The organism is Nocardia sp. CA-136227 (assembly GCF_050955695.1).
GTDB lineage: Bacteria > Actinomycetota > Actinomycetes > Mycobacteriales > Mycobacteriaceae > Nocardia.
In genome coordinates, this window is the sequence record NZ_CP192081.1 from 1,921,052 (window position 1) to 1,943,117 (window position 22,066).

Annotated in this window: 25 protein-coding genes; 13 read left to right on the plus strand and 12 right to left on the minus strand. The window is 69.5% G+C overall.

What is annotated here, in order from left to right:
* Positions 1 to 169: 169 nt before the first annotated feature.
* On the minus strand, positions 170 to 1,009 hold the full coding sequence (locus ACQP06_RS08500; RefSeq protein WP_433671723.1) for an SDR family oxidoreductase: 840 nt from the start codon (positions 1,007 to 1,009) through the stop codon (positions 170 to 172).
* Positions 1,010 to 1,101: 92 nt separating this feature from the next.
* Between ACQP06_RS08500 and ACQP06_RS08505 the strand changes: the two genes are divergently transcribed.
* Positions 1,102 to 1,587: a MarR family winged helix-turn-helix transcriptional regulator gene (locus ACQP06_RS08505; protein WP_357090195.1), complete on the plus strand. Its 486-nt coding sequence runs from the start codon at positions 1,102 to 1,104 to the stop codon at positions 1,585 to 1,587.
* 5 nt (positions 1,588 to 1,592) lie between these two features.
* Here the strand turns inward: ACQP06_RS08505 and ACQP06_RS08510 are convergent, their stop codons facing one another.
* The 3 genes from ACQP06_RS08510 to ACQP06_RS08520 all read right to left on the minus strand — a co-directional run bounded on the left by ACQP06_RS08510 (position 1,593) and on the right by ACQP06_RS08520 (position 4,336).
* Positions 1,593 to 1,772 carry a hypothetical protein gene (locus ACQP06_RS08510; protein ID WP_433671724.1) on the minus strand — a complete coding sequence of 60 codons (180 nt, stop codon included), beginning with the start codon at positions 1,770 to 1,772 and terminating at the stop codon, positions 1,593 to 1,595.
* A 37-nt stretch (positions 1,773 to 1,809) separates the two neighbouring features.
* A complete protein-coding gene (locus tag ACQP06_RS08515) occupies positions 1,810 to 3,927 on the minus strand; it encodes a RecQ family ATP-dependent DNA helicase (protein WP_433671725.1) in 2,118 nt (705 codons plus the stop codon).
* A gap of 73 nt (positions 3,928 to 4,000) precedes the next feature.
* Positions 4,001 to 4,336: a TetR-like C-terminal domain-containing protein gene (locus ACQP06_RS08520; protein WP_433671726.1), complete on the minus strand. Its 336-nt coding sequence runs from the start codon at positions 4,334 to 4,336 to the stop codon at positions 4,001 to 4,003.
* On the opposite strand from ACQP06_RS08520, the gene ACQP06_RS08525 reads away from it, so the two are divergent.
* Both ACQP06_RS08525 and ACQP06_RS08530 read left to right on the plus strand, forming a co-directional pair.
* Positions 4,310 to 5,056: an MBL fold metallo-hydrolase gene (locus ACQP06_RS08525; protein ID WP_433671727.1), complete on the plus strand. Its 747-nt coding sequence runs from the start codon at positions 4,310 to 4,312 to the stop codon at positions 5,054 to 5,056. The genes ACQP06_RS08520 and ACQP06_RS08525 overlap by 27 nt on opposite strands.
* A 118-nt stretch (positions 5,057 to 5,174) precedes the next feature.
* On the plus strand, positions 5,175 to 5,654 hold the full coding sequence (locus ACQP06_RS08530; RefSeq protein WP_357090189.1) for a hypothetical protein: 480 nt from the start codon (positions 5,175 to 5,177) through the stop codon (positions 5,652 to 5,654).
* A gap of 7 nt (positions 5,655 to 5,661) precedes the next feature.
* Here the strand turns inward: ACQP06_RS08530 and ACQP06_RS08535 are convergent, their stop codons facing one another.
* The 3 genes from ACQP06_RS08535 to ACQP06_RS08545 all read right to left on the minus strand — a co-directional run bounded on the left by ACQP06_RS08535 (position 5,662) and on the right by ACQP06_RS08545 (position 8,995).
* Positions 5,662 to 6,885, minus strand: a complete 1,224-nt coding sequence (locus ACQP06_RS08535) for an RtcB family protein (protein WP_433671728.1) — start codon at positions 6,883 to 6,885, stop codon at positions 5,662 to 5,664.
* Positions 6,886 to 6,959: 74 nt separating this feature from the next.
* On the minus strand, positions 6,960 to 8,183 hold the full coding sequence (locus ACQP06_RS08540) for a glutamate ABC transporter substrate-binding protein (protein WP_433671729.1): 1,224 nt from the start codon (positions 8,181 to 8,183) through the stop codon (positions 6,960 to 6,962).
* A 254-nt stretch (positions 8,184 to 8,437) separates the two neighbouring features.
* The gene (locus tag ACQP06_RS08545) at positions 8,438 to 8,995 is read right to left on the minus strand and encodes a TetR/AcrR family transcriptional regulator (protein ID WP_433671730.1); all 558 of its coding nucleotides are present in this window, start codon (positions 8,993 to 8,995) and stop codon (positions 8,438 to 8,440) included.
* 84 nt (positions 8,996 to 9,079) lie between these two features.
* Here ACQP06_RS08545 and ACQP06_RS08550 point away from each other — a divergent pair, with 84 nt between their 5' ends.
* The 3 genes from ACQP06_RS08550 to ACQP06_RS08560 all read left to right on the plus strand — a co-directional run bounded on the left by ACQP06_RS08550 (position 9,080) and on the right by ACQP06_RS08560 (position 10,443).
* Positions 9,080 to 9,502 (plus strand): nuclear transport factor 2 family protein, encoded by a 423-nt coding sequence (locus tag ACQP06_RS08550; RefSeq protein ID WP_433671731.1) that lies wholly within the window; start codon positions 9,080 to 9,082, stop codon positions 9,500 to 9,502.
* Between the two features lie 90 nt (positions 9,503 to 9,592).
* Positions 9,593 to 10,078, plus strand: a complete 486-nt coding sequence (locus tag ACQP06_RS08555) for a MarR family winged helix-turn-helix transcriptional regulator (protein ID WP_433671732.1) — start codon at positions 9,593 to 9,595, stop codon at positions 10,076 to 10,078.
* Complete coding sequence (locus ACQP06_RS08560) at positions 10,075 to 10,443, plus strand: DUF5313 family protein (RefSeq protein ID WP_433671733.1); 369 nt, start codon at positions 10,075 to 10,077, stop codon at positions 10,441 to 10,443. The genes ACQP06_RS08555 and ACQP06_RS08560 overlap by 4 nt, the downstream gene beginning before the upstream one ends.
* A gap of 22 nt (positions 10,444 to 10,465) precedes the next feature.
* Here the strand turns inward: ACQP06_RS08560 and ACQP06_RS08565 are convergent, their stop codons facing one another.
* The 4 genes from ACQP06_RS08565 to ACQP06_RS08580 all read right to left on the minus strand — a co-directional run bounded on the left by ACQP06_RS08565 (position 10,466) and on the right by ACQP06_RS08580 (position 13,912).
* The gene (locus ACQP06_RS08565) at positions 10,466 to 10,924 is read right to left on the minus strand and encodes a DUF4189 domain-containing protein (protein WP_433671734.1); all 459 of its coding nucleotides are present in this window, start codon (positions 10,922 to 10,924) and stop codon (positions 10,466 to 10,468) included.
* A 73-nt stretch (positions 10,925 to 10,997) separates the two neighbouring features.
* Entirely contained in the window at positions 10,998 to 11,951 is a 954-nt protein-coding gene (locus tag ACQP06_RS08570; RefSeq protein ID WP_433671735.1) for an alpha/beta hydrolase, read from the minus strand.
* Positions 11,952 to 11,997: 46 nt separating this feature from the next.
* A complete protein-coding gene (locus ACQP06_RS08575) occupies positions 11,998 to 12,750 on the minus strand; it encodes an SDR family NAD(P)-dependent oxidoreductase (RefSeq protein WP_433671736.1) in 753 nt (250 codons plus the stop codon).
* A gap of 34 nt (positions 12,751 to 12,784) precedes the next feature.
* Positions 12,785 to 13,912 carry an LLM class flavin-dependent oxidoreductase gene (locus tag ACQP06_RS08580; RefSeq protein ID WP_433671737.1) on the minus strand — a complete coding sequence of 376 codons (1,128 nt, stop codon included), beginning with the start codon at positions 13,910 to 13,912 and terminating at the stop codon, positions 12,785 to 12,787.
* Positions 13,913 to 14,109: 197 nt separating this feature from the next.
* Here ACQP06_RS08580 and ACQP06_RS08585 point away from each other — a divergent pair, with 197 nt between their 5' ends.
* The 7 genes from ACQP06_RS08585 to ACQP06_RS08615 all read left to right on the plus strand — a co-directional run bounded on the left by ACQP06_RS08585 (position 14,110) and on the right by ACQP06_RS08615 (position 20,232).
* Positions 14,110 to 14,865, plus strand: coding sequence for a glucose 1-dehydrogenase (locus tag ACQP06_RS08585; RefSeq protein ID WP_357090165.1), 756 nt, complete (start codon positions 14,110 to 14,112; stop codon positions 14,863 to 14,865).
* Positions 14,866 to 14,877: 12 nt separating this feature from the next.
* Positions 14,878 to 16,557, plus strand: coding sequence for a 3-oxosteroid 1-dehydrogenase (gene kstD, locus ACQP06_RS08590; protein ID WP_433671738.1), 1,680 nt, complete (start codon positions 14,878 to 14,880; stop codon positions 16,555 to 16,557).
* A gap of 1 nt (position 16,558) precedes the next feature.
* Complete coding sequence (locus ACQP06_RS08595) at positions 16,559 to 17,290, plus strand: glucose 1-dehydrogenase (RefSeq protein ID WP_433671739.1); 732 nt, start codon at positions 16,559 to 16,561, stop codon at positions 17,288 to 17,290.
* Positions 17,291 to 17,346: 56 nt separating this feature from the next.
* A complete protein-coding gene (locus ACQP06_RS08600) occupies positions 17,347 to 18,162 on the plus strand; it encodes an SDR family NAD(P)-dependent oxidoreductase (protein WP_379272998.1) in 816 nt (271 codons plus the stop codon).
* 245 nt (positions 18,163 to 18,407) lie between these two features.
* Positions 18,408 to 19,313, plus strand: coding sequence for an LLM class F420-dependent oxidoreductase (locus ACQP06_RS08605; protein ID WP_433671740.1), 906 nt, complete (start codon positions 18,408 to 18,410; stop codon positions 19,311 to 19,313).
* Positions 19,310 to 19,636 (plus strand): hypothetical protein, encoded by a 327-nt coding sequence (locus ACQP06_RS08610; RefSeq protein ID WP_433671741.1) that lies wholly within the window; start codon positions 19,310 to 19,312, stop codon positions 19,634 to 19,636. Before ACQP06_RS08605 ends, ACQP06_RS08610 begins: the two co-directional genes overlap by 4 nt.
* Positions 19,633 to 20,232, plus strand: coding sequence for a Dabb family protein (locus ACQP06_RS08615; RefSeq protein WP_433671742.1), 600 nt, complete (start codon positions 19,633 to 19,635; stop codon positions 20,230 to 20,232). The genes ACQP06_RS08610 and ACQP06_RS08615 overlap by 4 nt, the downstream gene beginning before the upstream one ends.
* Here the strand turns inward: ACQP06_RS08615 and ACQP06_RS08620 are convergent, their stop codons facing one another.
* A complete protein-coding gene (locus ACQP06_RS08620; RefSeq protein ID WP_433671743.1) occupies positions 20,233 to 21,843 on the minus strand; it encodes a FadD3 family acyl-CoA ligase in 1,611 nt (536 codons plus the stop codon). It lies immediately after the preceding gene.
* Positions 21,844 to 22,066: the final 223 nt, after the last annotated feature.

A 22,066-nucleotide genomic window follows, 5' to 3' on the forward strand; every position in this document is an offset into this window, starting at 1 on the left:
CTGAACTCCCCGGGATCGTTCGGCGACTGCGGGATTCGTCCGATCCTACGCGCCGCGTTCCTGGTGGGAGTCGGTTTCCGCGACGCCCGGGCAAACCGCCGGATATGGCCGGAATCGGACCGGCGTGGCGCGGCCGGCTCCCGTCGTGGACGGGCGGTTCGGGTCCGGTTCAGGCGGGGGCGAAGGCGGCCGAGTTCTCCCGGGCCCACTGTTCGAAGGTCCGGGCGGGGATGCCGAGCAGGGTCTCGGTGGTGTCGGCCGGGGCTTCGGGCGTGTCGGTGGTGATGGCCCAGATGTTCAGCAGGGCGCTCACGATGTAGGGCGGCATGGTGCGCGACATCTGCGCCTCGGCCTCGGCCGGGGTGATGGTGGTGATCGGGATGTCGCGGCCGAGGGCCGTCGCGAGGTGACCGATCTGCGCTCGGAAGCTGATCGCCTTCGGACCGGTGAGAGTGACTGTGCGGCCGCGCAATTCGCTGCCGGTGAGGGCGGCGACCGCGATGTCGGCGATATCGAGGGGATGGATCATGGCCAGCGCGGCGTCGGGATACGCGTGCTCGATCGGCGTGCCGGACGAGACGGCGGCGATCCAGCCGAAGGCGTTGCTGTCGAAGCCGCCGGGGCGCAGCACGGTGGTGGCGAGATCCGCTGCGGCGAGGGCGTTCTCGACGGCGAGGTGGTTCGCGCCGATGGGGTTGTCGGCGGCGTTCGGATCATTGACCGCGGAGGAGGACAGCAGCACGACGTGCTCCACCCCGGCGGCCGCGGCGGCCCGCGCGAAGGTGTCCGCGGCGGCGGGGTTGGCGTAGAGGAAGACCTGGCGCACGTCTTTCAGTGCGGCGATGAGGCTTTCGAGATCGTCGGGCAAAGTGACAGCGTCGATTCCCGCGGGGAGGTCGAGAGCCGAGGGGTCCTTGCTGGCCGCGCGGACCGGGAGACCGCGGGCGTGCAGGGAGGTGAGGACGGCGCGGCCGATCTGGCCGCGAGCGCCGGTGACGAGAATGGTCATGAAATGCATGCTGTCATGCACACAGTTGCTAGTCAACATGTATGTGCATCGATGCACGCAGATGCCGACATGCATGCAGATACGATGTGGGGATGACGACGGACGACCGCACCCCCGACGAGCTGCTGGATGCCATCGGCCCGGCCTTCGGCAAGCTCCGTCGCGGTGTCCTGCAGCAGGTCGAGAACCCGATCAGCGCCAAGGACTCCACCCGCGCCCTGGTGCTGGGCCTGGTCCTGGGCTGCGGGCAGGACGAACCGGGGGAGATGACCGTCGGCGGGATCGCCGCGGCCATGTGCGTGGACCCGTCGGTGGCGAGTCGCATGGTCACCGACAACATCAAGGCGGGCTACCTGCTGCGCGTGCCCTCGCAGCTGGACGGCCGACGCGCCGTCCTCGAGCTCAGCCCCGAGGGCCTGGAGTTCATGACCCGCTTCCGCGGACAGCAGCGCGCCGCCTTCGAATACATCACGGCCGAGTGGCCGGAACAGGACCGCCTCGACTTCGCGCGCCTCATGCTGCGCTACGTCGACGCCATCGAGAACCTCGAGAACCGGCGGCCCACCCCCGACGCCTGAGCGCGTCAGGGCCCGCTGGTGCCCCCGTAGGTCGCGGCCTTGCCGTCCGGGTCATGGCCCGGGCCGAAGTCGACGGCCGAATGCTCCCGGTCGACCTCCTCGATCCACTGCGCCGGCTCGGGCGGCAGCTTGCGCCAGCGCGCCCGCGGATCGTTGGCCTCGTCCGCGCTGTTCCCCGTACTCATGCTCTCTCCCTTCCCCGTTCGACGGTACGCCCGAAGGTCAGGAAGGGGTGGCCAACGCGAAGGGAAGGATCGCGTCGGCTCCGGCGGCGCGGAGTTGGCGGGCGGCCATGGTGAAGGTCCAGCCGGTGTCGGTGAGGGCGTCGACCAGCAGGATGGGGCCGTCGACGGCAGTGAGATCCGGTGTCTCCCAAACATTGTGGAGGGCGGCGACCCGGTGGGCGGAGTTGGCGGCGGAGACCGGGGGCAGGTCGGGGCGCAGCAGGAGGACGCCCAGATCCTGGAGGCGGCCGATCTCGGCGAGGCGGGCGGCCAGGGAGCGGGTCAGCAGGGGGCGGGCGCCCGAGTCGAGGGCCAGGACGGCGGTCGGGCGCTGGGCCCAATCCCATTCGCGCAGCACGGTGGTGCAGGCGCGGAAGACCTCGTCGGGGACCGGGGCGTCGGGGCCGTCGAGGAGCGGGCGCAGGCGCTGGCCCCAGCCGAGATTGCTGAGGCGGCCCAGGACGCGGCCGGTCTCGGGGCCGTCGGTGATCTTGCCGGACAAGGGGATTCCGAGTTTGGCCAGGCCGGTGGGCCACTGCTTGCGGGGCGCCAGGTCGATGCCGGGGCGGTCCAGGCGGGTGCGGATGTCGGCCAGGTCGGAGTCGTCGACCGCGGTGTCCTGGGTGGCGCCGGTGCAGTTGTCGCAGCGCCCGCAGTGGGTGCCGAGCACCAGGCCCGGGTCGTCGAGTTGGCTGCGCAGGAACGTCATCCGGCACTGGCTGGTGGACTGGTAGTCGATCATGGCCTGCTGCTCGGCCTCGCGGGCGACGCTGAGGCGCTCGTAGCGTTCGGTGTCGTAGACCCAGGGTTCGCCGGTGCCGAGCCAGCCGCCGCGCACCCGGCGCACCGCGCCGTCCACGTCCAGCACCTTGAGCACCATTTCCAGGCGTGAGCGATTGAGCTCCACCAGCGGTTCCAATGCCGCGGTCGACAGCGGCCGCTCGGTGTCGAGGGCGGCCAGCACCGAGCGCACGACGTGCTCGCGCGGGAACGCCACCGAGGCGAAGTAGCTCCAGATCTGGCGGTCCTCGCGACCGGGCAGCAGCACCACCTCGGCGCGTTCGGTGCCGCGGCCCGCGCGACCCACCTGCTGGTAGTAGGAGATGGGGGAGGAGGGCGCGCCCAGGTGCACGACGAAGCCGAGATCGGGCTTGTCGAAACCCATTCCGAGCGCGGAGGTCGCGATGAGCGCCTTCACCTCGTTGTTCAGCAGCGCGGCCTCGAGCGCCTCGCGTTCGGTGGGGTCGGTCTGCCCGGTGTAGGCGGCGACGTGGTGCCCGTGCGAGTTGAGCACGTCGGCGAGGTCGTGGGCCGCGGCCACGGTGAGCGCGTAGACGATGCCCGAGCCGGGCAGCTCGTGCAGTCGTTTGCTGAGCCAGGCCGTGCGCCGCACCGCGTCCGGAATCGTCACCACGGACAGGTGCAGCGATTCCCGGTCCAGGCTGCCGCGCAGCACCAGGGTGTCGGTGCCGATCTGGGTGGCCACATCGGTGACCACCCGGTCGTTGGCGGTGGCCGTGGTGGCCAGCACCGGCACCTCCGAGCCGAGATCGGCGATGAGCGTGCGGATCCGGCGGTAGTCCGGCCGGAAGTCGTGCCCCCAGTCCGATACGCAGTGCGCCTCGTCGATCACCACCAGTCCGGCGTCGGCGGCCAGCTTGGGCAGCACCGAATCCCGGAAGTCCGGATTGTTCAACCGCTCCGGGCTGACCAGCAGCACGTCGACGTCACCGGCGGCCACCCGCGCGTGGATCTCGTCCCATTCGGTGACATTGCCCGAATTGATGGTCGCCGCGACGACTCCCGCGCGCTCGGCCGACGACACCTGGTTGCGCATCAGCGCCAGCAGCGGCGACACGATCACCGTCGGCCCCCGCCCCTGGGCGCGCAGCAGCTTCGCGGAGATGAAGTAGACGGCGGATTTACCCCAACCGGTGCGTTGCACCACCAGCGCCCGCCGCCGGTGCACCACCAGCGCCTCGATCGCGACCCACTGGTCCTCCCGGAGCCGCGCGTCGGGCCCGGCCAGCTCCCGCAGCAGCCGTTCCGCGTCCTCACGCAGATCGGTGGACGCGGGGGCGGTGGGGGAGGAGTCGGTCGAGGTCACGCGCTCCATCGTGCCTCACCGCACCGACACCCCGGCGCCGCCGCCCGGATGTCCCGCGAACTTCGGACCCTCGCGCGGTCGGTTATCCGGTGCCCGAGTGGGCCGCGACCAGGGTGTCGACCAGGCGATCGAGCGGCAGCCACGGGAAACTCGGCCGGTCCTGGCGCAGCGTGACGAGGCCGTGCATCCCCGCACACAGGCATTGCGCGGTGGCCTCGGGATCGGGCGCCCCGGCGGCGGCCGCGGTGTCGATCAGCAGCTGAATCGTGGGGAGCCCCGGGAGTTGGCCGGTGGTGGGCTCCCACCCGGGCGTCCCGGCGGTGCCGAACAGCACCCGGTAGTGGCCGGGATGGGTGACGCCGTAGACGGCTGTCTTGTCAAGGAACCCGCCATGCTCACCGTGACCCGTGTCGTCCACGCCAGCGCCCTGCTCGATTTCGGCGGCGCACGCATCCTCACCGACCCCTGGCTGTCGGAGACCCGCTTCTACCGCCCCGGCGAGCCGCGCGCCTTCGCGACCGCGGCCGACCTGCCCGAGCTCTCCGGCATCGTGATCAGCCACGGCCACTACGACCACTGCGATCTCGACGCCCTGGTCCGGTATCCCGACAAGTCGGTGCCGTTCGCGGTCGTACCCGGCCTCGCCAAACAGGTGCGCGCCGCGGGTTTCCCGAACGTGGTCGAGTTGGCCCCTTGGCAGAGCACGCGTCTGGGCCCGGTCGAGGTGACCGCCGCCCCGGCCAGTCACGGCGTCCCCGAGGTGACCTTCGTGCTGCGGGCCGACGGCCACACCGTCTTCTTCGGCGCGGACACCCTGCGCATCGCCGAACTCGACGACATCGCCCGGCGTTTCCCGGATCTGGACCTGGCCCTGCTGCCGGTGAACGGCCTGCGCATCCGCCCGGTGCTCAACAAGCAGGTGGTGATGGACGCGATCGAGGCCGCCGACCTGGCCCGGGTGCTGCGCCCGCGCCTGGCGGTCCCGATTCACTACGCTTTCTCCAGCGGCCCGGTCGGCGATCGCCTCATGACCAAGGGCGACCGCGCGGGCGCGGAGCACTTCCGCGCCGCCGCAGCCGATCTGGCCCCGGAGACCAAGGTGCAAATACTCCCAACCGGACAGGCCTTGCTCGTGTGAGACACCGCCGGAACCCGCCTTGATTGCGGTGCCGTCAAGATCGGGCGGAATCCGCTGCGCGGACGGACAATAGGGTTCCGGGCACGAAGGGCGTCCGGGGGCGCGCAGGGAGACGCACATGCCGGAGAAGTTTCCGTCGCCCGCGGGGTGGACTCCGCCCGGGGCGCAATTCCGTAGCAGCAGCACGGTGTCGCGGACGGTGGCCGGCACGCTGGCGGGGTTGCTGATCACCCCCGTCGGGATCGCGCTGGCCGCCCGCGGCGCGGCCGGGACCAGACAGTGGGCGATCCTGGGGGATTTCGCCGACCGGGTCGGCTCGACCTTCCAGATCCTGCTGGCCGCAGCGCTTTTCCTGGTGGTGGCGGCGCTGGCCGCCTACTCCCCGGCGGGCACCGTCGTGGCCGGGCTGGTGTGGGGAGTGTTGCCCGGGATCATCCATTTCATCTTCCCGGACGACACCTTCCGGCTGATCGGCGATCTACCCCTGTCGGACGAAATGCATGTCGCGCTGTACCAGTGGTTGCAGACCGGATTCCCGCTCATCGTGGGCATCCTGCTGGTGGGCGCGGGTGCAGCGGCGACGTTCCGCCGCCGCTGACCCGTTCTCACCCCTTCACGCACAACACCTGCCGCAGCGTGGCGACCACGTCCACCAGATCCGCCTGGGCCGCGATGACCTGGTCGATGTCCTTGTACGCCGCGGGGATCTCGTCGATCACCCCGGCGTCCTTGCGGGACTCGACGCCTTCGGTCTGCTTCACCAGGTCGGCCACGGTGAACTGCTTCTTGGCCGCGTTGCGGCTCATCCGCCGTCCCGCCCCGTGCGAGGCGGACTGGAACGAGGCCGGATTCCCCTTGCCCCGAACCACATACGACCGCGTCCCCATGGAGCCGGGAATCAGCGCGAGGTCGCCCGCGCCGGCCCGGACCGCGCCCTTGCGAGTGACCAGCATGGGCAGTCCGTCGATGATCTCCTCCGCCACATAGTTGTGGTGGCAGGAGATGGGCTCGTCGAAACGTACTGCCAGCCCGTCGAATTCATCGCGCACGGCCTTGCAGACCAGCGCCAGGATGACGGCCCGGTTGCGGGCCGCGTACTCCTGGGCCCAGGTCAGGTCGCGCCGGTAGGCGTCCATTTCCGGCGTGCCGGAGAGGAATACGGACAGGTCGCGGTGCGGCAGGTCCTGGTTGTGCGGCAGTTCGCGGGCGACGGCCATGTGCCGCTGCGCGATCTCGTTGCCGATATTGCGGCTTCCGGAGTGCAGCAGGATCCACACGCGGTCCTCGGTGTCGACGCACAGTTCCTGGAAGTGGTTGCCGCCGCCGAGGGTTCCCATCTGGTTGTGGGCCTTGGCTTCCCGGGGCCGCACGATCGGATCCAGGGTGTCGAAGCCCTTCCAGAACCGCTCCCAGCCCGCGCGCATGGTGGTGCCCGCGGTGCGCTGGCCGAAGACCTCGGCGTTCAGGCGGTTCACGTCGACGGGTTCGCGGTGCGCCGCGAAGCCGACCGGCAGCGCCGCCTCGATGCGGGAGCGCAGCGAGTGCAGGTTGTCGGGCAGGTCGGACGCGGTGAGCGAGGTGAGCACCGCTTCCATGCCGCACCCGATGTCCACGCCGACGGCCGCGGGGGCGACCGCGTCCCGCATGGCGATGACCGATCCCACGGTCGCGCCCTTGCCCAGGTGCACGTCCGGCATCACACGGACGCCGTACACCCATTTCAGTTGCGAGATATCGCGCAGCTGCTGGAGCGCGGCCGCGCCGACCTCGTGCTCGTGGGCCCACATGAGCGTCTGCGCTCGGGTACCGCGCAGCTCGACGGGAAACATCGGACAGTCCTTTCCTTCGACTGCCTTTCACGGTAGGTCCACCGCCCGTCCCGGCGCACCGCATTATTTCGCGGTCAGGGTTCGACGAAGTCGGCGGTGAGGCTGCACAGCTTCCAGGAGCCTTCGCGCCGGATCATGGTGCCGGTGTAGTCGACGTCCTTGAAGTAGTGCCGGTATTTCTCGGGCACATTGGTGAACGTCTCGTGGAATGCGAAGGTGGCGGAGTCGGCGCCGGATTGGGTGACGCCGGTGACGGTATTGGTGTAGCCGGCATTGCGTATTTCCGGGCCCAGAGTTTTGTCGTATTGGGGGGTGTATTGGAAAACTATTTCGTCGATGGCGTCGGCGTTCTCGGGGCAGACCAGGGAGCGGAATCCTTCCCAGTCGCGGGCATTGGAGGTGGCGGCGACCGCCTTGGCGGCTTTCACCAATTCCGGGTCGAGGGTGGTGGGGTCGCCGGGTTCGACCGCGCGGTCGGGTGCATTGAACACCGCGGGCGCGGGCAGGGGTTTGTAACTGGTCGCGGTGAGGTGCTTTTCCAGTGCGCGCCGCCAGCTGCCGTCGTCGATCATCATGCGGATGATCGAGGTGATGCGCCCCTGCAATTCGATGTCGCCCTTGCGGACTCCGACGCCGTAGCGTTCGCGGGTGAACCGGTGGCCGGACAGTCGCAGCGTGCCGGGGTGTTCGTCGGCGTAGCCGGCGAGGATGACGTCGTCGGTGGTGACGGCGTCGACGGTGCCGGTGATCAGGTCGGCCACGCACTGCGGGTAGCTGTCCCGGGTGGTGAGGCGGACGAATCGGGCGAAGCTGCGGCGGATCTTGTCGGCGGAGGTGGAGCCCTCGGCTGTGCAGACGGTGCGCCCGTCCAGGTCCTCGGGCTGGTCGATGGCGCGTTCGCTCTGCCGCACCAGCAGGTCCTGGCCCGCCAGCAGATAGGGCCCGGCGAAGGAGACCAGCTGCTGGCGGGCGGCGGTGATGGAGTACGAGGCGACGACGAAGTCGACGGCGCCGGAGCTCACGAGGGTTTCGCGCTGGTCGGTGCGGGCCTCGCGCCAGGTGATGTGCTCCGGCATGACGCCCAGCTTCCCGGCGATATAGGTCGCGACGTCGACGTCGAACCCGCGTGGTCTGCCGTCGGTGCCCTTGACCGAGAGTCCGGGTTGATCGAATTTGATGCCGATGGTGAGCGTCCGCGGTGGCGGCGGTGGCGGCGCGTCGTCGGGTTTCGGTCCATTGCCGCAGGCTGCCAGGGCTAGACAGGCTGTGAGGGCGACGGCGCGGATCGCACGCTTCATCGGATCTGATCTCCCGTTGTCAACTCCGGCGGCAATTGGTCAGCACATGGAGCATCCAAGCATCAGAGTCGGGAGAACACGCGGAATTACGGAACCATGTGCGCGATTCGCCCATGTTTCAGTTAATTCCGCAATATTTCAGCGACCATTGCTGCGCGTTTGCGAGCACGGTCGGGGGACGCGGGCGGGCGGTCACGCGCCGAACCGGTCCGGAAGGGAGTGTGGGACAGTGTTGTCCGCCCCGGAGGCGCAGGTCAGCGGTTCGTGCGCAAGCCATCCGCGATCACGGCGAAGGTGCGCTCACGCAGTCCCGGTGCGGCTCCGGCTTCGTGGACGGCGAGGAACACGCCCTTGATGATGGTCAGCAGATCGTCGACGCTGATCTCGGGCCGCACCGCCCCGGCGTCCTGGGCGCGGGAAAGCAGCGTCCCCAGCGCCTCTTTCAGATCGTGGGACACCGTGCGCGGATACTCGGCGCCGCCGGAGCGCAGCGCGTCGGCCAGATCTCGTTTGACCCCGCCCTCGAGCACCATCATCGCGAGGAATTCGAAGAACACCGTGCCGGGATCCTCGGCCGCGGTCAGTTCGCGCGCGTGCGCGGTGATCTTCTCGACCTGATCCAGGATCGCGGCCTCGAAAAGCGCTTCCTTGGTGGGGAAGTGGCGGTACACGGTGCCCGCCCCGACGCCCGCCCGCCGCGCGATCTCGTCGAGCGGCACCGAGATGCCCTCGGCGGCAAAGGCTTCCTGGGCCGCGGCCAGGACCCGCTCGCGATTGCGGCGGGCGTCGGCGCGCAGGGGTCTGTCCGTCACGTCCGACAGCCTACTCAGCCGTTGACAAGCGGGGCGCACGCCCCGATTATTAAGCGGGTCCAACGTTCCGTTTAGGAGATGCTCATGACCACTTCCGTGGAAACCCCTCGTGACCTCGTGATTCGACTATTCGACACCCTGCCCGCGCGCGATGCGGATCGATTCGCGGCCTTGCTCGCCCCGGATGTCGTGTTCGAGATGCCGTTCCTCATTCCGGGCGAGCCGTCCCGGATCGAGGGCCGCGAGCAGATCCGCGCGTACCTCGCGCAGCGCTGGTCGGGCATGTCCGGCATCGAGATTCACGCCATTCGCCCGGTCATCCACGAGACTGCCGATCCGAACACTCTCATCACCGAGATCGACGTCGACGTCACGCGCCCCGGGACCGGCCGGGCGTGGGCGCGGACGTCGGTCAATGTGATCCGGGTCGAGAACGGCCAGGTCACGCTGTTCCGCGACTACATGGACACCGGCCGGATCGTGGCCATGCGGGCGTCGCGGGAGTGATGTGACGCCAATTACCCACCGGGTCGTCGACGAACAGTTAGTGCATTAACTATTATTGCCCTAACGAAGACGAGCGAGGAGGGCGGAACGGTGGAGGTCGACGACCCGCTGCGGCTGGACCGGCAGGTGTGTTTCGCGCTGGCCGTGGCGAACCGGTCGGTCCTGGCGGTGTATCGGCCGCTGCTGGAACCGATGGGCCTGACGCATCCGCAGTATCTGGTGATGCTGGCGTTGTGGGGTGAAGCGCCGATGTCGGTCAAGGACATCGGCGAGGCCATTCAGCTCGACTCGCCCACGCTGTCGCCGCTGCTCAAGCGGCTGGAGGCGGCGGGGCTCATTACCCGGCGGCGGGACAGCCACGACGAACGCAACCTGGTCGTGGATCTGACCGACGCGGGCCGCGAACTGCGCACCGAGGCGGAGAAGATCCCCCCGGCCGTGGTGGCGCGGCTGGGGGTGAGTCTGGCGGATCTCGAGGAACTGCGTGATGTGCTGAACCGGGTGAATGCCGCGGCGCGGCAGTCGGTTTCGGCGGAGACAGAACGCGCCGGATCGACGAAGGGACACCGGAAATGAAGCGCCCCAACCCTGCTCAGTGGCTGGCCTACACCTTCGGCAGTGTGCTGCCGGACGATTTGCGCGAGTGGGTGCGCAACGACCTCACCGGTGCGTGGGCGGTGCCCCGGCACATCGTGCGCCAGCTGGTGCCGTTGCTGCCGGTGTTCGCGCTCGCCTTCCTGCTGCCGGGCGAGCTGTGGCTACAGCTTTCGGTGATCCTGCTCGGCCTGCTGCTGGCGCTGTTCTACATCGTGGCCTACATGCCGATGAACCGTGCCCACCGATTGGTGAAGCACGGTTTCCCGGAGGATCTGGAGAGTCCGGCCCGGGCCGCGCGGCGGGCCGCCGAGCGCGCGGCCTACGAGGCCCAGTACCCGCACTGACGCCGCTGCTCGAAAGCGCTTGCTACCGAGCGTTTTCGGTGCAGGCGCTGGCGGCCACCCGGGCGGCGCGGGGCTGTGCGCTGCCCAGGTCGGGGAACGGGGGAGCGCTCTGGCCGAGCCCCGCGACCGCGTTCTGTTCGGCCTCGGCGAGGCTGGGTCCGACCGCCCAGCCCCAGGCGCCGTCCGCGCCCTGGGCGACCGCGCCGCAGCCGTCGCTGAAGCGCAGCACGATCTCGCAGTCGTAGCTGGCGCAGTCGCGGATCGCGGCGGCGTCGGCGACGACCCGGTTCGCGTCGGTGCCGGTGACCGCGGTGTTCTTCAGCCGGGACAGTGCGAGGGTGCCGTAGTACTGGGGTGCGGCGTCGGCGCTGCCCGCCAGGGCCAGGCCTGATGTGGCGAGCGCCAGGGTCGAGGTGGCCAATGCCAGGGCCGTGGTGAGCGTGGCCGCTCCGGTGACCGGGGTGGGGCGTGCAACCGGCAAGTGAGTTCCTGACGTTTCAAACGGGCGAACGCAGGTGATGCTAACCGGTCGGGCCGGGAACGAGCGGTGAAATTCAGACGACGGGCGTGCGCGCCAGCGCCCGGCGCAGCGCGGTGAACGCGGTCGCATTGGCGCGCTGGGTTTCTCGCAGATGGAAGGCCATCGACATGAACCCGTGCACGGTGCCGTCCCAGCGGTGGATCTCGGTCTCCACCCCGGCCTCGCGCAGCCGCTGCCCGTAGGCCTCGCCCTCGTCGCGCAGCGGATCGAATTCCGCGGTGGCGATGTGCGCGGGCGGCAGCCCGGTGAGGTCGGCGATGGTGGGATTGGCGTAGGGGTCGGACTTCTCGGCATCGGAGAACAGATACTGCTCCCAGTACCACCGGATGTGCGCCGCGGTGGTGAAGTACCCCTCCGCGTTCTCGGTGTGCGACGGCCGATCGCAGGCCGGATCCAGCATCGGGTACATGAGCAGCTGGAACGCGAGCTCGGGTCCGCCGTTGTCCCGCGCGGCGAGGGCGGCGACGGTGGCCAGATTGCCGCCCGCGCTGTCCCCGGCCACCGCGATCCGGCCGGCGTCCCCGCCCAGGTCCTCGGCGTGCTCGGCGACCCAGCGCAGCACCGCGGAGGCGTCGTCGGCCGCGGCCGGGAAGCGGGCGTCGGGGGCGCGGCGGTAGTCCACCGACACCACGATCGCGCCGGCCTCATTGGCCATGGTGCGGCAGAAGCGGTCGTGGGAGTCCAAGCCGCACAGCACGAATCCGCCGCCGTGGTAGAAGACCACGATGGCCGGAACGGGTTCGGCGTCCAGCGGCCGGTACACCCGCACCGGCACCTCGGGCGCGCCGGCCGGGCCCGGCACCGCGCGATCCTCCACTCCCGCAACGGGAATGGGCTCGACGGGGGCGGGGCGACGGGCGGCCAGGAAGGCCCGTGCTTCGACGGCGTCGAACACCTCGGTGCCCAATGCCGGGAACGCCGCGGTGGCGGCGTCGACGAAGGTCTGCCATTCGGGGGACAGGGTCATTACGGGCCTTCCTGGATCGCGCTGTGTCACTGCGGGGTTCGCGGAATTACATGCCGCGCGGGATGAACTTGCCCGCGGCCAGGCCGCCGTCGATGGCCACCTCCGCACCCGTGATGTAGGCCGAGGCGTCGGAGGCGAGGAAGGCGACCAGTTCGGCGACCTCCTCGGGCAGGCCGGTGCGCTCGAGCGGCAGGGTCGGGAAGCTGCCGGGGCCGGTGGTCAGGTAGGGCACCATCGGGGTGGCGATGGGGCCGGGGTACACCGAGTTGACCCGGATCTGGGACAAGCCCAGCTCCAGGGCGGCGACCTTGGACAGGCCGCGCAGACCCCACTTGGAGGAGCCGTAGGCGGAGTGGTTCATCAGGCCCTCGAGCCCGGACTGGGAGGAGATGTTCACGATGGAGCCGCCGCCGTTGGCGGTCATGGCCGGCAGCACCGCCTTGATGCCGCGGAACGCGCCGACCAGGTTGACGTGCAGGATTCGTTCCAGCTCTTCGGGAGTGGTCTCCGCGATCGGCTTCATGGTGTAGATGGCGGCATTGTTCACCAGTACGTCGAGCTTGCCGAAGGTGTCGACGGCCACCGCCACCGCGGCGTCCCAGCTCTCGGAGTCGGTGACGTCGTGGCGCACGAAACGGGCGTTCTCGCCGAGGGATTCGGCGAGCTCCTTGCCCTCGGCCTCGAGCACGTCGGTGATGACCACCTTCGCGCCGCGCCGGACGAACAGCGTGGCCTCGGCCGCGCCCTGGCCGCGGGCGGCCCCGGTGATCAGGGCGACTTTGCCTGTCAGATCAGCCATTTCGGTTTCCTTCTCTGTCTGGGTTGCGACGGTGCTACTGGGTGCGGAAGTGGGGGATGACCTTCTCCCCCCACTGACGGATGGTTTCCAGGCACGCCTCCTGGGGCACGGTGCCCATCTGGATGAGGCACAGGATCTCGTCGGCCCCGGCGTCGCGCAGCCGCTCGACGTAGGCGATGGCGTCCTCGGCGGTGCCGTAGGCGTGCTCGGTGTTGAAGATGGCCGTGGCCCCGGTCTTCACCGGGATCTTGGCCTCGTGCAGGTAGGCGACGTGCTCGTCGGCGACCTCGCGCATCTTGGCGAGTTCGTCCACGCCCGGGTCCACGGCCTCGTCGGGCACCGGGCCCGCGCCGTAGTAGTACTTGATGGACTGGGCGAAGAACCGCTGCCCGCGCGCGCCGATCTGCCGGGCCCGTTCGCGGTCGTCGAGCACGATGGTCGGGCACAGCGCCGCGAAGTGGTCGTTGACGACGGTGGACACCAGGCGTTCGCCGGTGCGGGCCGCGATGGCGTCGTCGTAGATGCGGCGCAGTTCGGCGATCTCCTCGATGCCCGCGAAACCCAGGACCAGTGCGCCGATTCCGTACTCGGCCGCCAGTTTCAGCGTGTCCTTTTTGGTGCAGGCCATGAACAGCGGGGGATGCGGGCGCTGCACCGGCCGCGGCAGCAGGTGGTGCGGGCCGATGTCGAGCAGTTCACCGTGGTATTCGAATTCGCCCTCGGGGTCCTGCCAGGCGGCGGCGATCATCCGCAGCGATTCCTCGACCTCCTGGTAGGTGCGGTCGGGATCGACTCCGCACATGGAGGTCTCGACGGCGGTCGCGCCGCGGCCCGCGCCCAGGTTCAGGCGGCCGCCCGACAGCACGTCGAGCATGGCGGCGCGTTCGGCCGCGCGGACGGGGTGATTGAAGTTGAACGGCATGCAGACCACGCCGTGCCCGATCCGGATCCGCTGGGTCTGCGCGGCCACCCAGGTCAGGAAGATCTCCGGCGCGCTCATGTGGGCGTACCACTTGAGCCCGTGGTGTTCGACGGCCCAGACGGTGTCGAAGCCGACCTGATCGGCCAGCACGGCCTGCTCGACGCAGTCGCGCAGCACCTGGGCTTCGTGGGCGGCGGTGGGATCGGTCATCTGCGCTTCGAAGATCATCGAGAACTTCATCCGAGGACTCCTTGCCGCGCAGTCGGGGCCCGTCGGTGGGCGCTGCCTCACCCGTCCGGGCGTCTATGCCTAAACGGAATACAACTGCACCCATAGCCTCAGGTCATGAGGTTGTCTCAGTGGCCGGGACCACACCGTGCCGGTCTTCCGCATCGGGACTTAGCGTCGGTTGAACAGCAGCGGAAGGACGGGATCAGGTGGGACAGCTGGACGGCAAGGTAGCGCTGGTGACCGGCGGCGCCCGGGGCATGGGAGCGGAGCATGTGCGCCGTTTCGTGGCCGAGGGCGCCAAGGTCGTGTTCGGCGACGTGCTCGACGACGAGGGCAAGGCCCTGGCCGCGGAGCTGGGCGACGCCGTCCATTTCGTGCACCAGGACGTCACCAGCGAAAGCGACTGGCAGGCAGCGGTTTCCGCGGCCGTCGCCACGTTCGGCAAGCTGGACGTGCTGGTCAACAATGCCGGCATCCTGCGGTTCAAGCGCATCGTGGAGATGAGCCTGGACGAGTTCCAGACCATCATGAACATCAACGTGACGGGCGCTTTCCTCGGCATCAAGACCGCCGCGCCCGCCCTGATCGAGGCCGGTGGCGGGTCCATCGTGAACGTGTCCTCGGTCGAGGGCTTCGTCGGTGCGGCCGGTCTGTCGGCCTACAGCGCGAGCAAGTTCGCGCTGCGGGGTCTCACCAAGTCCGCCGCCCGGGAACTGGGGCACTCGGGTATCCGGGTGAACTCGATCCATCCCGGCGGCATCGCCACCCCCATGACCGCGTCCGTGGCGGGCGCGTCCGGGGTGGACGGCAACTCCTTCTTCTCCGAATTGCCCATTCCGCGCTGGGGTCAGCCGGTCGAGGTCTCCGAGGTGGCGTTGTTCCTGGCCTCGGACGCCTCGAGCTATTGCACCGGAGGCGAATTCGTCGTCGACGGCGGCATGCTGACCAGCTGCGGCTACTAAGGAACGAGATTCATGGAATTCGAATTCGACGTCGTTGTGGTGGGTTCCGGCGCGGCCGGCATGACCGCCGCGCTGACCGCCGCCTACCGGGGCCTGTCGGTCACCCTGATCGAGAAGAGCAGCCTGTTCGGCGGCTCCACCGCGCGCTCGGGCGGCGGCATCTGGGTGCCGAACAACCCGGTGCTGCAGGCCGCGGGCGTGCCGGACAGCCCGGAGATGGCCCGCACCTACCTGAAAGCCGTTGTCGGCGACCGGGTTCCGGAGGCCAAGCAGCGCGCGTTCCTGGAGCAGGGCCCGGAGATGTTCCGCTACATCGGCGCCCGCTCCAAGCACTGGGCGTTCGCCTACGACCGCGGCTACTCCGACTACCACCCGGAGTTCCCGGGTGGTCTGGCGCAGGGTCGCAGCATCGAGCCCAAGATCATCGACGGCCGCCTGCTCGGCGCGGATCTGGACAAGATCAACCGCCCGACCATGTCCGCCCCCAAGGGCATCGCGATCACGGTCAAGGACTTCCACGACCTGAACATGATCGCCCGCACCTGGGCCGGCAAGAAGACCGCCATGAAGGTCGGCGCGCAGACCGCGCTGAACATGATCAAGGGCGCCAAGCCGCTCAGCCTGGGCAAGGCGCTCGCCGCCCGGCTGTGGCTGTCGCTGCGCGACGCGGGCGTGCCGGTGTGGCTGAACACCCCGCTCACCGACCTCGTCATCGAGGGCGGCACCGTGGTCGGCGTGCGCGCCGAGCACGAGGGCCGCACCGTCACCATCAAGGCCCGCCGCGGCGTGGTGCTGGCCGCGGGCGGTTTCGAGCACAACCTCGAGATGCGTGAGCAGTACATCGACGGCCCGCAGAACACCGGCTGGACCGTGGGCGCCACCGAGAACGTCGGCGAGGGCATCGTCGCGGGCCAGAAGGCCGGCGCGGCGGTCGATCTGATGGACGACGCCTGGTGGGGTCCCTCGGTGCGCAACCCCGACGGCCCGCCGTTCTTCATGCTGGCCGAGCGTTCGCAGCCGGGCGCGATCGTGGTCAACGCCAAGGGCGACCGCTTCGTCAACGAGTCCGCGCCGTACGTGAACGTCGTGCACACCATGTACGAGGAGGAGAAGAAGGTGCCGGGCAGCATTCCCGCGCACTTCATCTTCGACCAGAACTTCCGCGACCGGTACCTGTTCCTGGGCAACTTCCCCAAGCGGCCGCTGCCCCAGAAGTACTTCGACGCGGGCATCATCAAGCAGGCCGACACCCTGGCCGAGCTGGCGGACAAGCTGGGCATCCCGGCGAACAAGCTGGCCGCCACCGTCGAGCGCTTCAACGTCTTCGCCCGCAACGGCCGGGACGAGGACTACCAGCGCGGCGACTCGGCCTACGACCGCTACTACGGCGACCCGACCGTCAAGCCCAACCCGACCCTGGCCCCGCTCGAGCGCGGCCCGTTCTACGCGGTCGAGATGGTGCCGGGCGACCTGGGCACCAAGGGCGGCCTGGTCACCGACGAGCACGCCCGCGTCCTGAACGACCAGGGCGACGTCATCCCGGGCCTGTACGCGGCGGGCAACAACTCCGCCGCCGTCATGGGCAACGACTACGCCGGCGCGGGCGCCACCATCGGCCCCGCCATGGTGTTCGGCTACATCGCGGCCAATCACCTGGCCGACGTGGAATCAGCGGCAGCGCAGGAGAACTGACATGGGACGGGTTGATTCGAAGGTCGTCATCGTCACCGGCGGCGCGCGCGGCATGGGGGCGGCCTTCGCCCGCAAGCTCGCGGCCGAGGGGGCGAAGGTGGTGATCACCGACGTGCTCGTCGAGGCCGGGGAGGCCGTCGCCGCCGAGATCGGTGACGCCGCCCGGTTCTTCCCGCTCGACGTCACCGACGAGGCGGCCTGGAACGACGTGGTCGCGCGGACCGAGGCGGCCTTCGGGCCGGTCTCGGGCCTGGTCAACAACGCGGGCATCGTGCACGTCGACCCCATCGAGAAGCTCTCGGAGGCCGACTACCGCAAGGTGATCGACGTCAACCAGGTCGGCGTGTTCCTGGGCATGAAGGCCGTCATCGGCTCCATGCGCCGCGCCGGGGTGGGTTCCATCGTGAACATCTCCTCGACCGGCGGCCTGATCGGCTACTCGAACATCCTCGGCTACGTGGCCTCCAAGTGGGCCGTGCGCGGCATGAGCAAAACGGCCGCACAGGAATTCGCGGCCGACAATGTCCGCGTCAACTCGGTGCATCCGGGCATCGTGGCCACCGAGATGGTGGCCGCGTCCGAGCGGTCGGCGAGCATCGCGGCCAATCAGCCCATCGCCCGTCCGGCCACCCCCGAGGAACTCGCCAACATGGTGCTGTTCCTCATCTCCGACGACTCCTCCTACAGCACCGGCGCCGAGTTCATCGCCGACGGCGGCTTCACCACCCAGTAAGGCTCCGGTCCCCGGATTCGCCGGGGTTATTCGCGAAGCGAGACAAGGAAACACCCATGAAGGACTTCCACGGCAAAGTCGCTGTGATCACCGGTGCGGGAGCGGGCATCGGCCGGGCGCTCGCGCTCGAGCTGGCGCGCAACGGAGCCCAGCTGGCTCTGTCCGGCCGCAACTACGACAATGTCGCCGAGACCGTGGCGCTGTGCGAGAAGGTCGGTGCCAAGGCTCGGGCCTACAAGCTGGACGTGGCCGATCGCGCCGCCGTCTACGCGCACGCCGACGAGGTCGTGGCCGATTTCGGCAAGGTCAACATCGTCATCAACAACGCCGGTGTCTCGCTGACCGCCAATATCGAGGAAGTCTCCTGGGAAGACCTGGAGTGGATCTTCGGCATCAACTACTGGGGCACCCTGCACGGCGTGAAGGCGTTCCTGCCGCACGTGATCGCCTCCGGGGACGGCCATGTCGCCAATGTCTCCAGCATGTTCGGCCTGGTGGCCTGCCCCAGCCAGGGCGGCTACAGCTCGTCGAAGTACGCCATGCACGCGATCAGCGACGCGCTGCGCCAGGAGATGATCATCGCCGGGCACAATGTGGGCGTCTCGAGCGTCCACCCGGGCATGATCAAGACCGAGATCGCCTGGAAGGCACGGGCTGCCGCCAACCGCTCCCGCGACGACCTGGCCGCCAACTTCGACCGCCTGGCCCAGACCAGCCCGGAGGACTGCGCCAAGACGATCGTCAACGGCATCCGGAAGAACAAGCCGCTCATCCTGATCGGCAAGGACGCCAAGGCGATGAACGTCATGCGCCGCCTGCTCGGCTCGGGCTACATGAAGCCCCTGACCGCCCAGATGCGCAAGGAGATTTAACCCAGCTCGCGGGAACTCCCGTGCCCCGGTGCGTTCCGCACCGGGGCACGGCCCGAGGGGAGAGTGTGTGCAGCAGCCCCGCGCCATCCGGTGCGGGGCTACTGGACGTTGCCGGGTAAACATGCCATGACCTGCGGATATATCCGATCTCAGTGAACGGGATCTCTCCTGATTGTGACCTCCGCAACAGCCACGATCGACGGGTGGCTCAGGTTGGGCCGTACCCGGAAGGACGGAGGCGTCCGATGCGCATCGGCATGCTCATGCCATATCTCGACGGCCTGGTGACCTCGGGCGGATTCCTACGGGAGTTCGCCGCGGCGGCCGAGGAATGTGGGCTGGAGTCGATCTGGACCGTGGAACACGTTGTGGTGGCTCAGGATTACGAGCCGCTGTACCCGTACTCGCCCGACGGCCGGATGCCCGGCGGCGGCGGTATCGGGGTGCCGATGACCGATCCGCTGGAGACCCTGGCGTTCGTGGCGGCGGCGTCGAGCACGGTGAAGCTGGGCACCGCCATGGTGGTGGCCCCGCTGCACAGCCCGGTGGTGCTGGCCAAGCGGGCGGCCACGCTGGACCGGATCTCGGACGGCCGCCTGCTGCTCGGCCTCGGGATCGGCTGGCAGAAGGAGGAATACGCGGCGATCGGCGTGCCGTTCGAGGAACGCGGCACCCGGCTCGACGACGCCATCGGGGCGATGCGGGCACTGTGGACGCAGGAGCCGGCGACCTATCACGGCAAGCACGTGTCGTTCGACGATCTGTTCTGCCAGCCGCGGCCCGAGCGGTCGATCCCGATCGTGCTGGGCGGCAACAGCGCTCCCGCGGTGCGGCGCGCGGCGAAGGTCGGTGACGGCTGGTTCCCGTACACGATCTCCTCGGAGGATTTCGCGCGCGGCGCGGACAAGATCCGCGAACTGTCCGCCGCGGCGGGACGTTCCGAGGACGCCGTCGAGATGACGATCTGGCCCGGCTCGTTCGATTTCGTGCGCGAGTTCGACGCCGACTACGTGCGCCCCTACGTCACCGCCGGTGCGAGCCGCATCGTGCTGACCCCGCCCATGTTCGGCCCCGAATCCCTGCTCAACGGCGTGGAAAACCTTGCGGCCTACGTGGATCGGTACCGCAACGACGTGGAGTCGAAGCTGTGAACCCGGCGACCCCCGTCCGCGTGTTCGACCGCGTCGTCCTGCCCGCCGACCGCGCCGAGGACTGGCTCGCCAGGTGGCGCGGCGACTACCTGCCCGGCGCCACCGCTCGCGGCCTGCGCGCCCCGCAGGTGCTGCGTGAGCACACCGGCGCGGATTCGGTGGCCGTGCAGATCATCTGGGAGCTGCCGGGTATCTACGACTTCTACGGCATGCGCGCGGCGGCCGCCGCCGATCCGGGCGTGGCGGCCTTCTGGTCCGACACCGACGCGGTCGCCCTGACCAGGGAGCGGCGCGTCATGGCGGTGCAGGAGGTGCAGGCATGACTCGCTGGGTGATTCTCACCGCCCCGCCCGCCGACGACGCTGACGGCCGGCTGGCCGCCTTCGCCTCGGCGGCATCCGCGAATCCTGCTGTGGCGCACTGCTCGGCCGGGGTCGATCTGCCGGGCAGCGCGGGCGGTCTGGGCGCGCTGTGGGACCTGACCACCGAGTCGACGCCCAGCGCGGTCCTGCCGGGCCTGCCCGGTGCGGCCGACCTGGTACCGCTGGCCCCGGTGCACGCCCGCGTGGTCCGCCTCGACACGCCCCGCCGGGTGAAGCGCACCCTGCTGCTCACCGTCCGGGAGGGCACCTCCCCGGATACGGTGTCGCGCTTCGAATCCGATCTGATGGCCATGCCCGCCCACATCCCGGCCATCCGGTCCTGGTCGTTGAGCCGGGTCCCCGGCCACGCCCGCTGGACGCACGTCTGGGAGCAGGAGTTCGCCGACCCCGACGGCCTCAATGGCGACTACCTGCTGCACCCGTACCACTGGACGCATGTCGACCGCTGGTTCGATGCCGAGATCCCGGGCTCCATCGTGGACCCGGCGATCGCCCACCTGTACCGCTGGGCCGACGGCCCGGTGCTGGGGAACTGATCAGTCCGGGTCGCGCAGGCGCTGTTTGAGCACCTTGCCGCCGGCATTGCGCGGGAGGTCGTCGGCGAAGACGATCTCCCGCGGCACCTTGTAGCCCGCCAGCCGGGCACGGGACCATTCGATGATGGGGGCCGGATCGGCGGCGGCTCCGGCGACGGGGACCACGTAGGCGCGGCCCACCTCGCCGAGCCGCTCGTCGGGGATGCCGATCACGGCGACATCGCGGATGTCGGGGTGCCGCAGCAGGACTCGTTCGATCTCGGCCGGGTAGGCATTGAAGCCGCCGACGATGAACATGTCCTTGAGCCGGTCGGTGATGCGCAGGTAGCCGTCGGGGTCGACGGTGCCGATGTCGCCGGTGTGCAGGAAGCCGTCGGGGTCGATGGCGGCGGCGGTGGCCGCCGGATCGTCCAGGTAGCCGTGCATGACATTGGGGCCGCGGACGGTGACCTCGCCGGGCTCGCCGGTCTCGAGGGGTTTGCCTTCCCGGTCCACGATGCGGATCTCACTGCCGGGCAGGGGTTTTCCGACGGTGTCGGCGGCCAGTTCGGCGGGGGAGTCGGGTGGGCAGATGGACACCACGCCGATCGATTCGGTCAGGCCGTAGGCGGTGAAGACGGCGGGAATGCGCAGGTCCTCGTGAATACGGCGGACCAGTTCGGCGGGGATGGTGGAGCCGCCGGTGCCCGCCAGGCGTAGCGAGCCGAGCAGGTAGTCGTCGGGGCCGGCGGCGAGCAGGTCGGTGAAAAGCGTTGGCGGCCCGGCCAGGACGGTGATGCGTTCGCTCTCGATCAGCTGGAGGGCGGCGGCCGCGTCGAAGCGTTCCATCGGGACCATGGTGGCGGTGCGTAGCAGGCAGGCCAGGATGCCCGCCTTGTAGCCGAAGGTGTGCGAGAACGGGTTCGCCAGCAAATATCGGTCACGCGGGCGCAGGGTGACGACCTCGGACCATCGGGCGAAGACCTCCAGCGTCTGGCGGTGCGTGGCGAGTACGCCGCGCGGGGTGCCGGTGGTGCCGGAGGTGAACAGGATGTCGGAGATGGACTCCGGGTCGACGGCGGCGGTGCGTTCGATCGCGGACCGCGGCTCGATCACCGCGCCGGGGGCCAGGAACCCGGCCCACGAGCTGATGTCCCAGTCCGCCGCGCTCTCGCCGCGGGCGTCGTCGAGCAGGATGAGGTGCTCCAGATCCGGTAGCTCGACACCGGATTCGGCGAGCATGGCCGGATAGTCCGCGCCCAGGAACTCCTGCACGGTGCACACGGCTTTGGCGTGGCTGCGGGCCAGCACCTCGGCGGTTTCCGGGCCGCGCAGCCGGGTGCTGATCGGCACCAGGGTCGCGCCCGCGCCGAGCATGCCGAGGGCGGTCACGATCCAGCGGACACTGTTGGGAGCCCACAGCCCGACCCGATCGCCCGGCTCCAACCCGGAGGCGATGGCGGCCCGCGTCACCGCTGCGGCCTCCTCGGCCAGCTCGGCGAAAGTGAGCCGCCCGGCCGGTCCGGCAATCGCGACGGCTTCGGGATATCGCCGCGCCCGATCGGCCACCAGCGCCGGAATGGTCGTCACACTTCCGACCGCGGAGATGCCGCCCGAGTGCCGCCGATCCATCCGCCCATCCTGCCCCAGCCCTCTCACCCGATCGCCCTTTTTCGCCGTGCCATCCCGCTGACCGGGCGTGCCGTGTTGGACTGCCCTCCGCTTCGCTCCGGGCTGGTTCGCGGCGCTGGAGGTCTCGTTCTTCCCTCCTCCGCTCCTCCGCTTCGCTCCCCCGCTCCGTCAGTCCAGAACGAGACGCGCCGCGAACCTTTGGGTGCTCCTCCCCGCGCGTGGC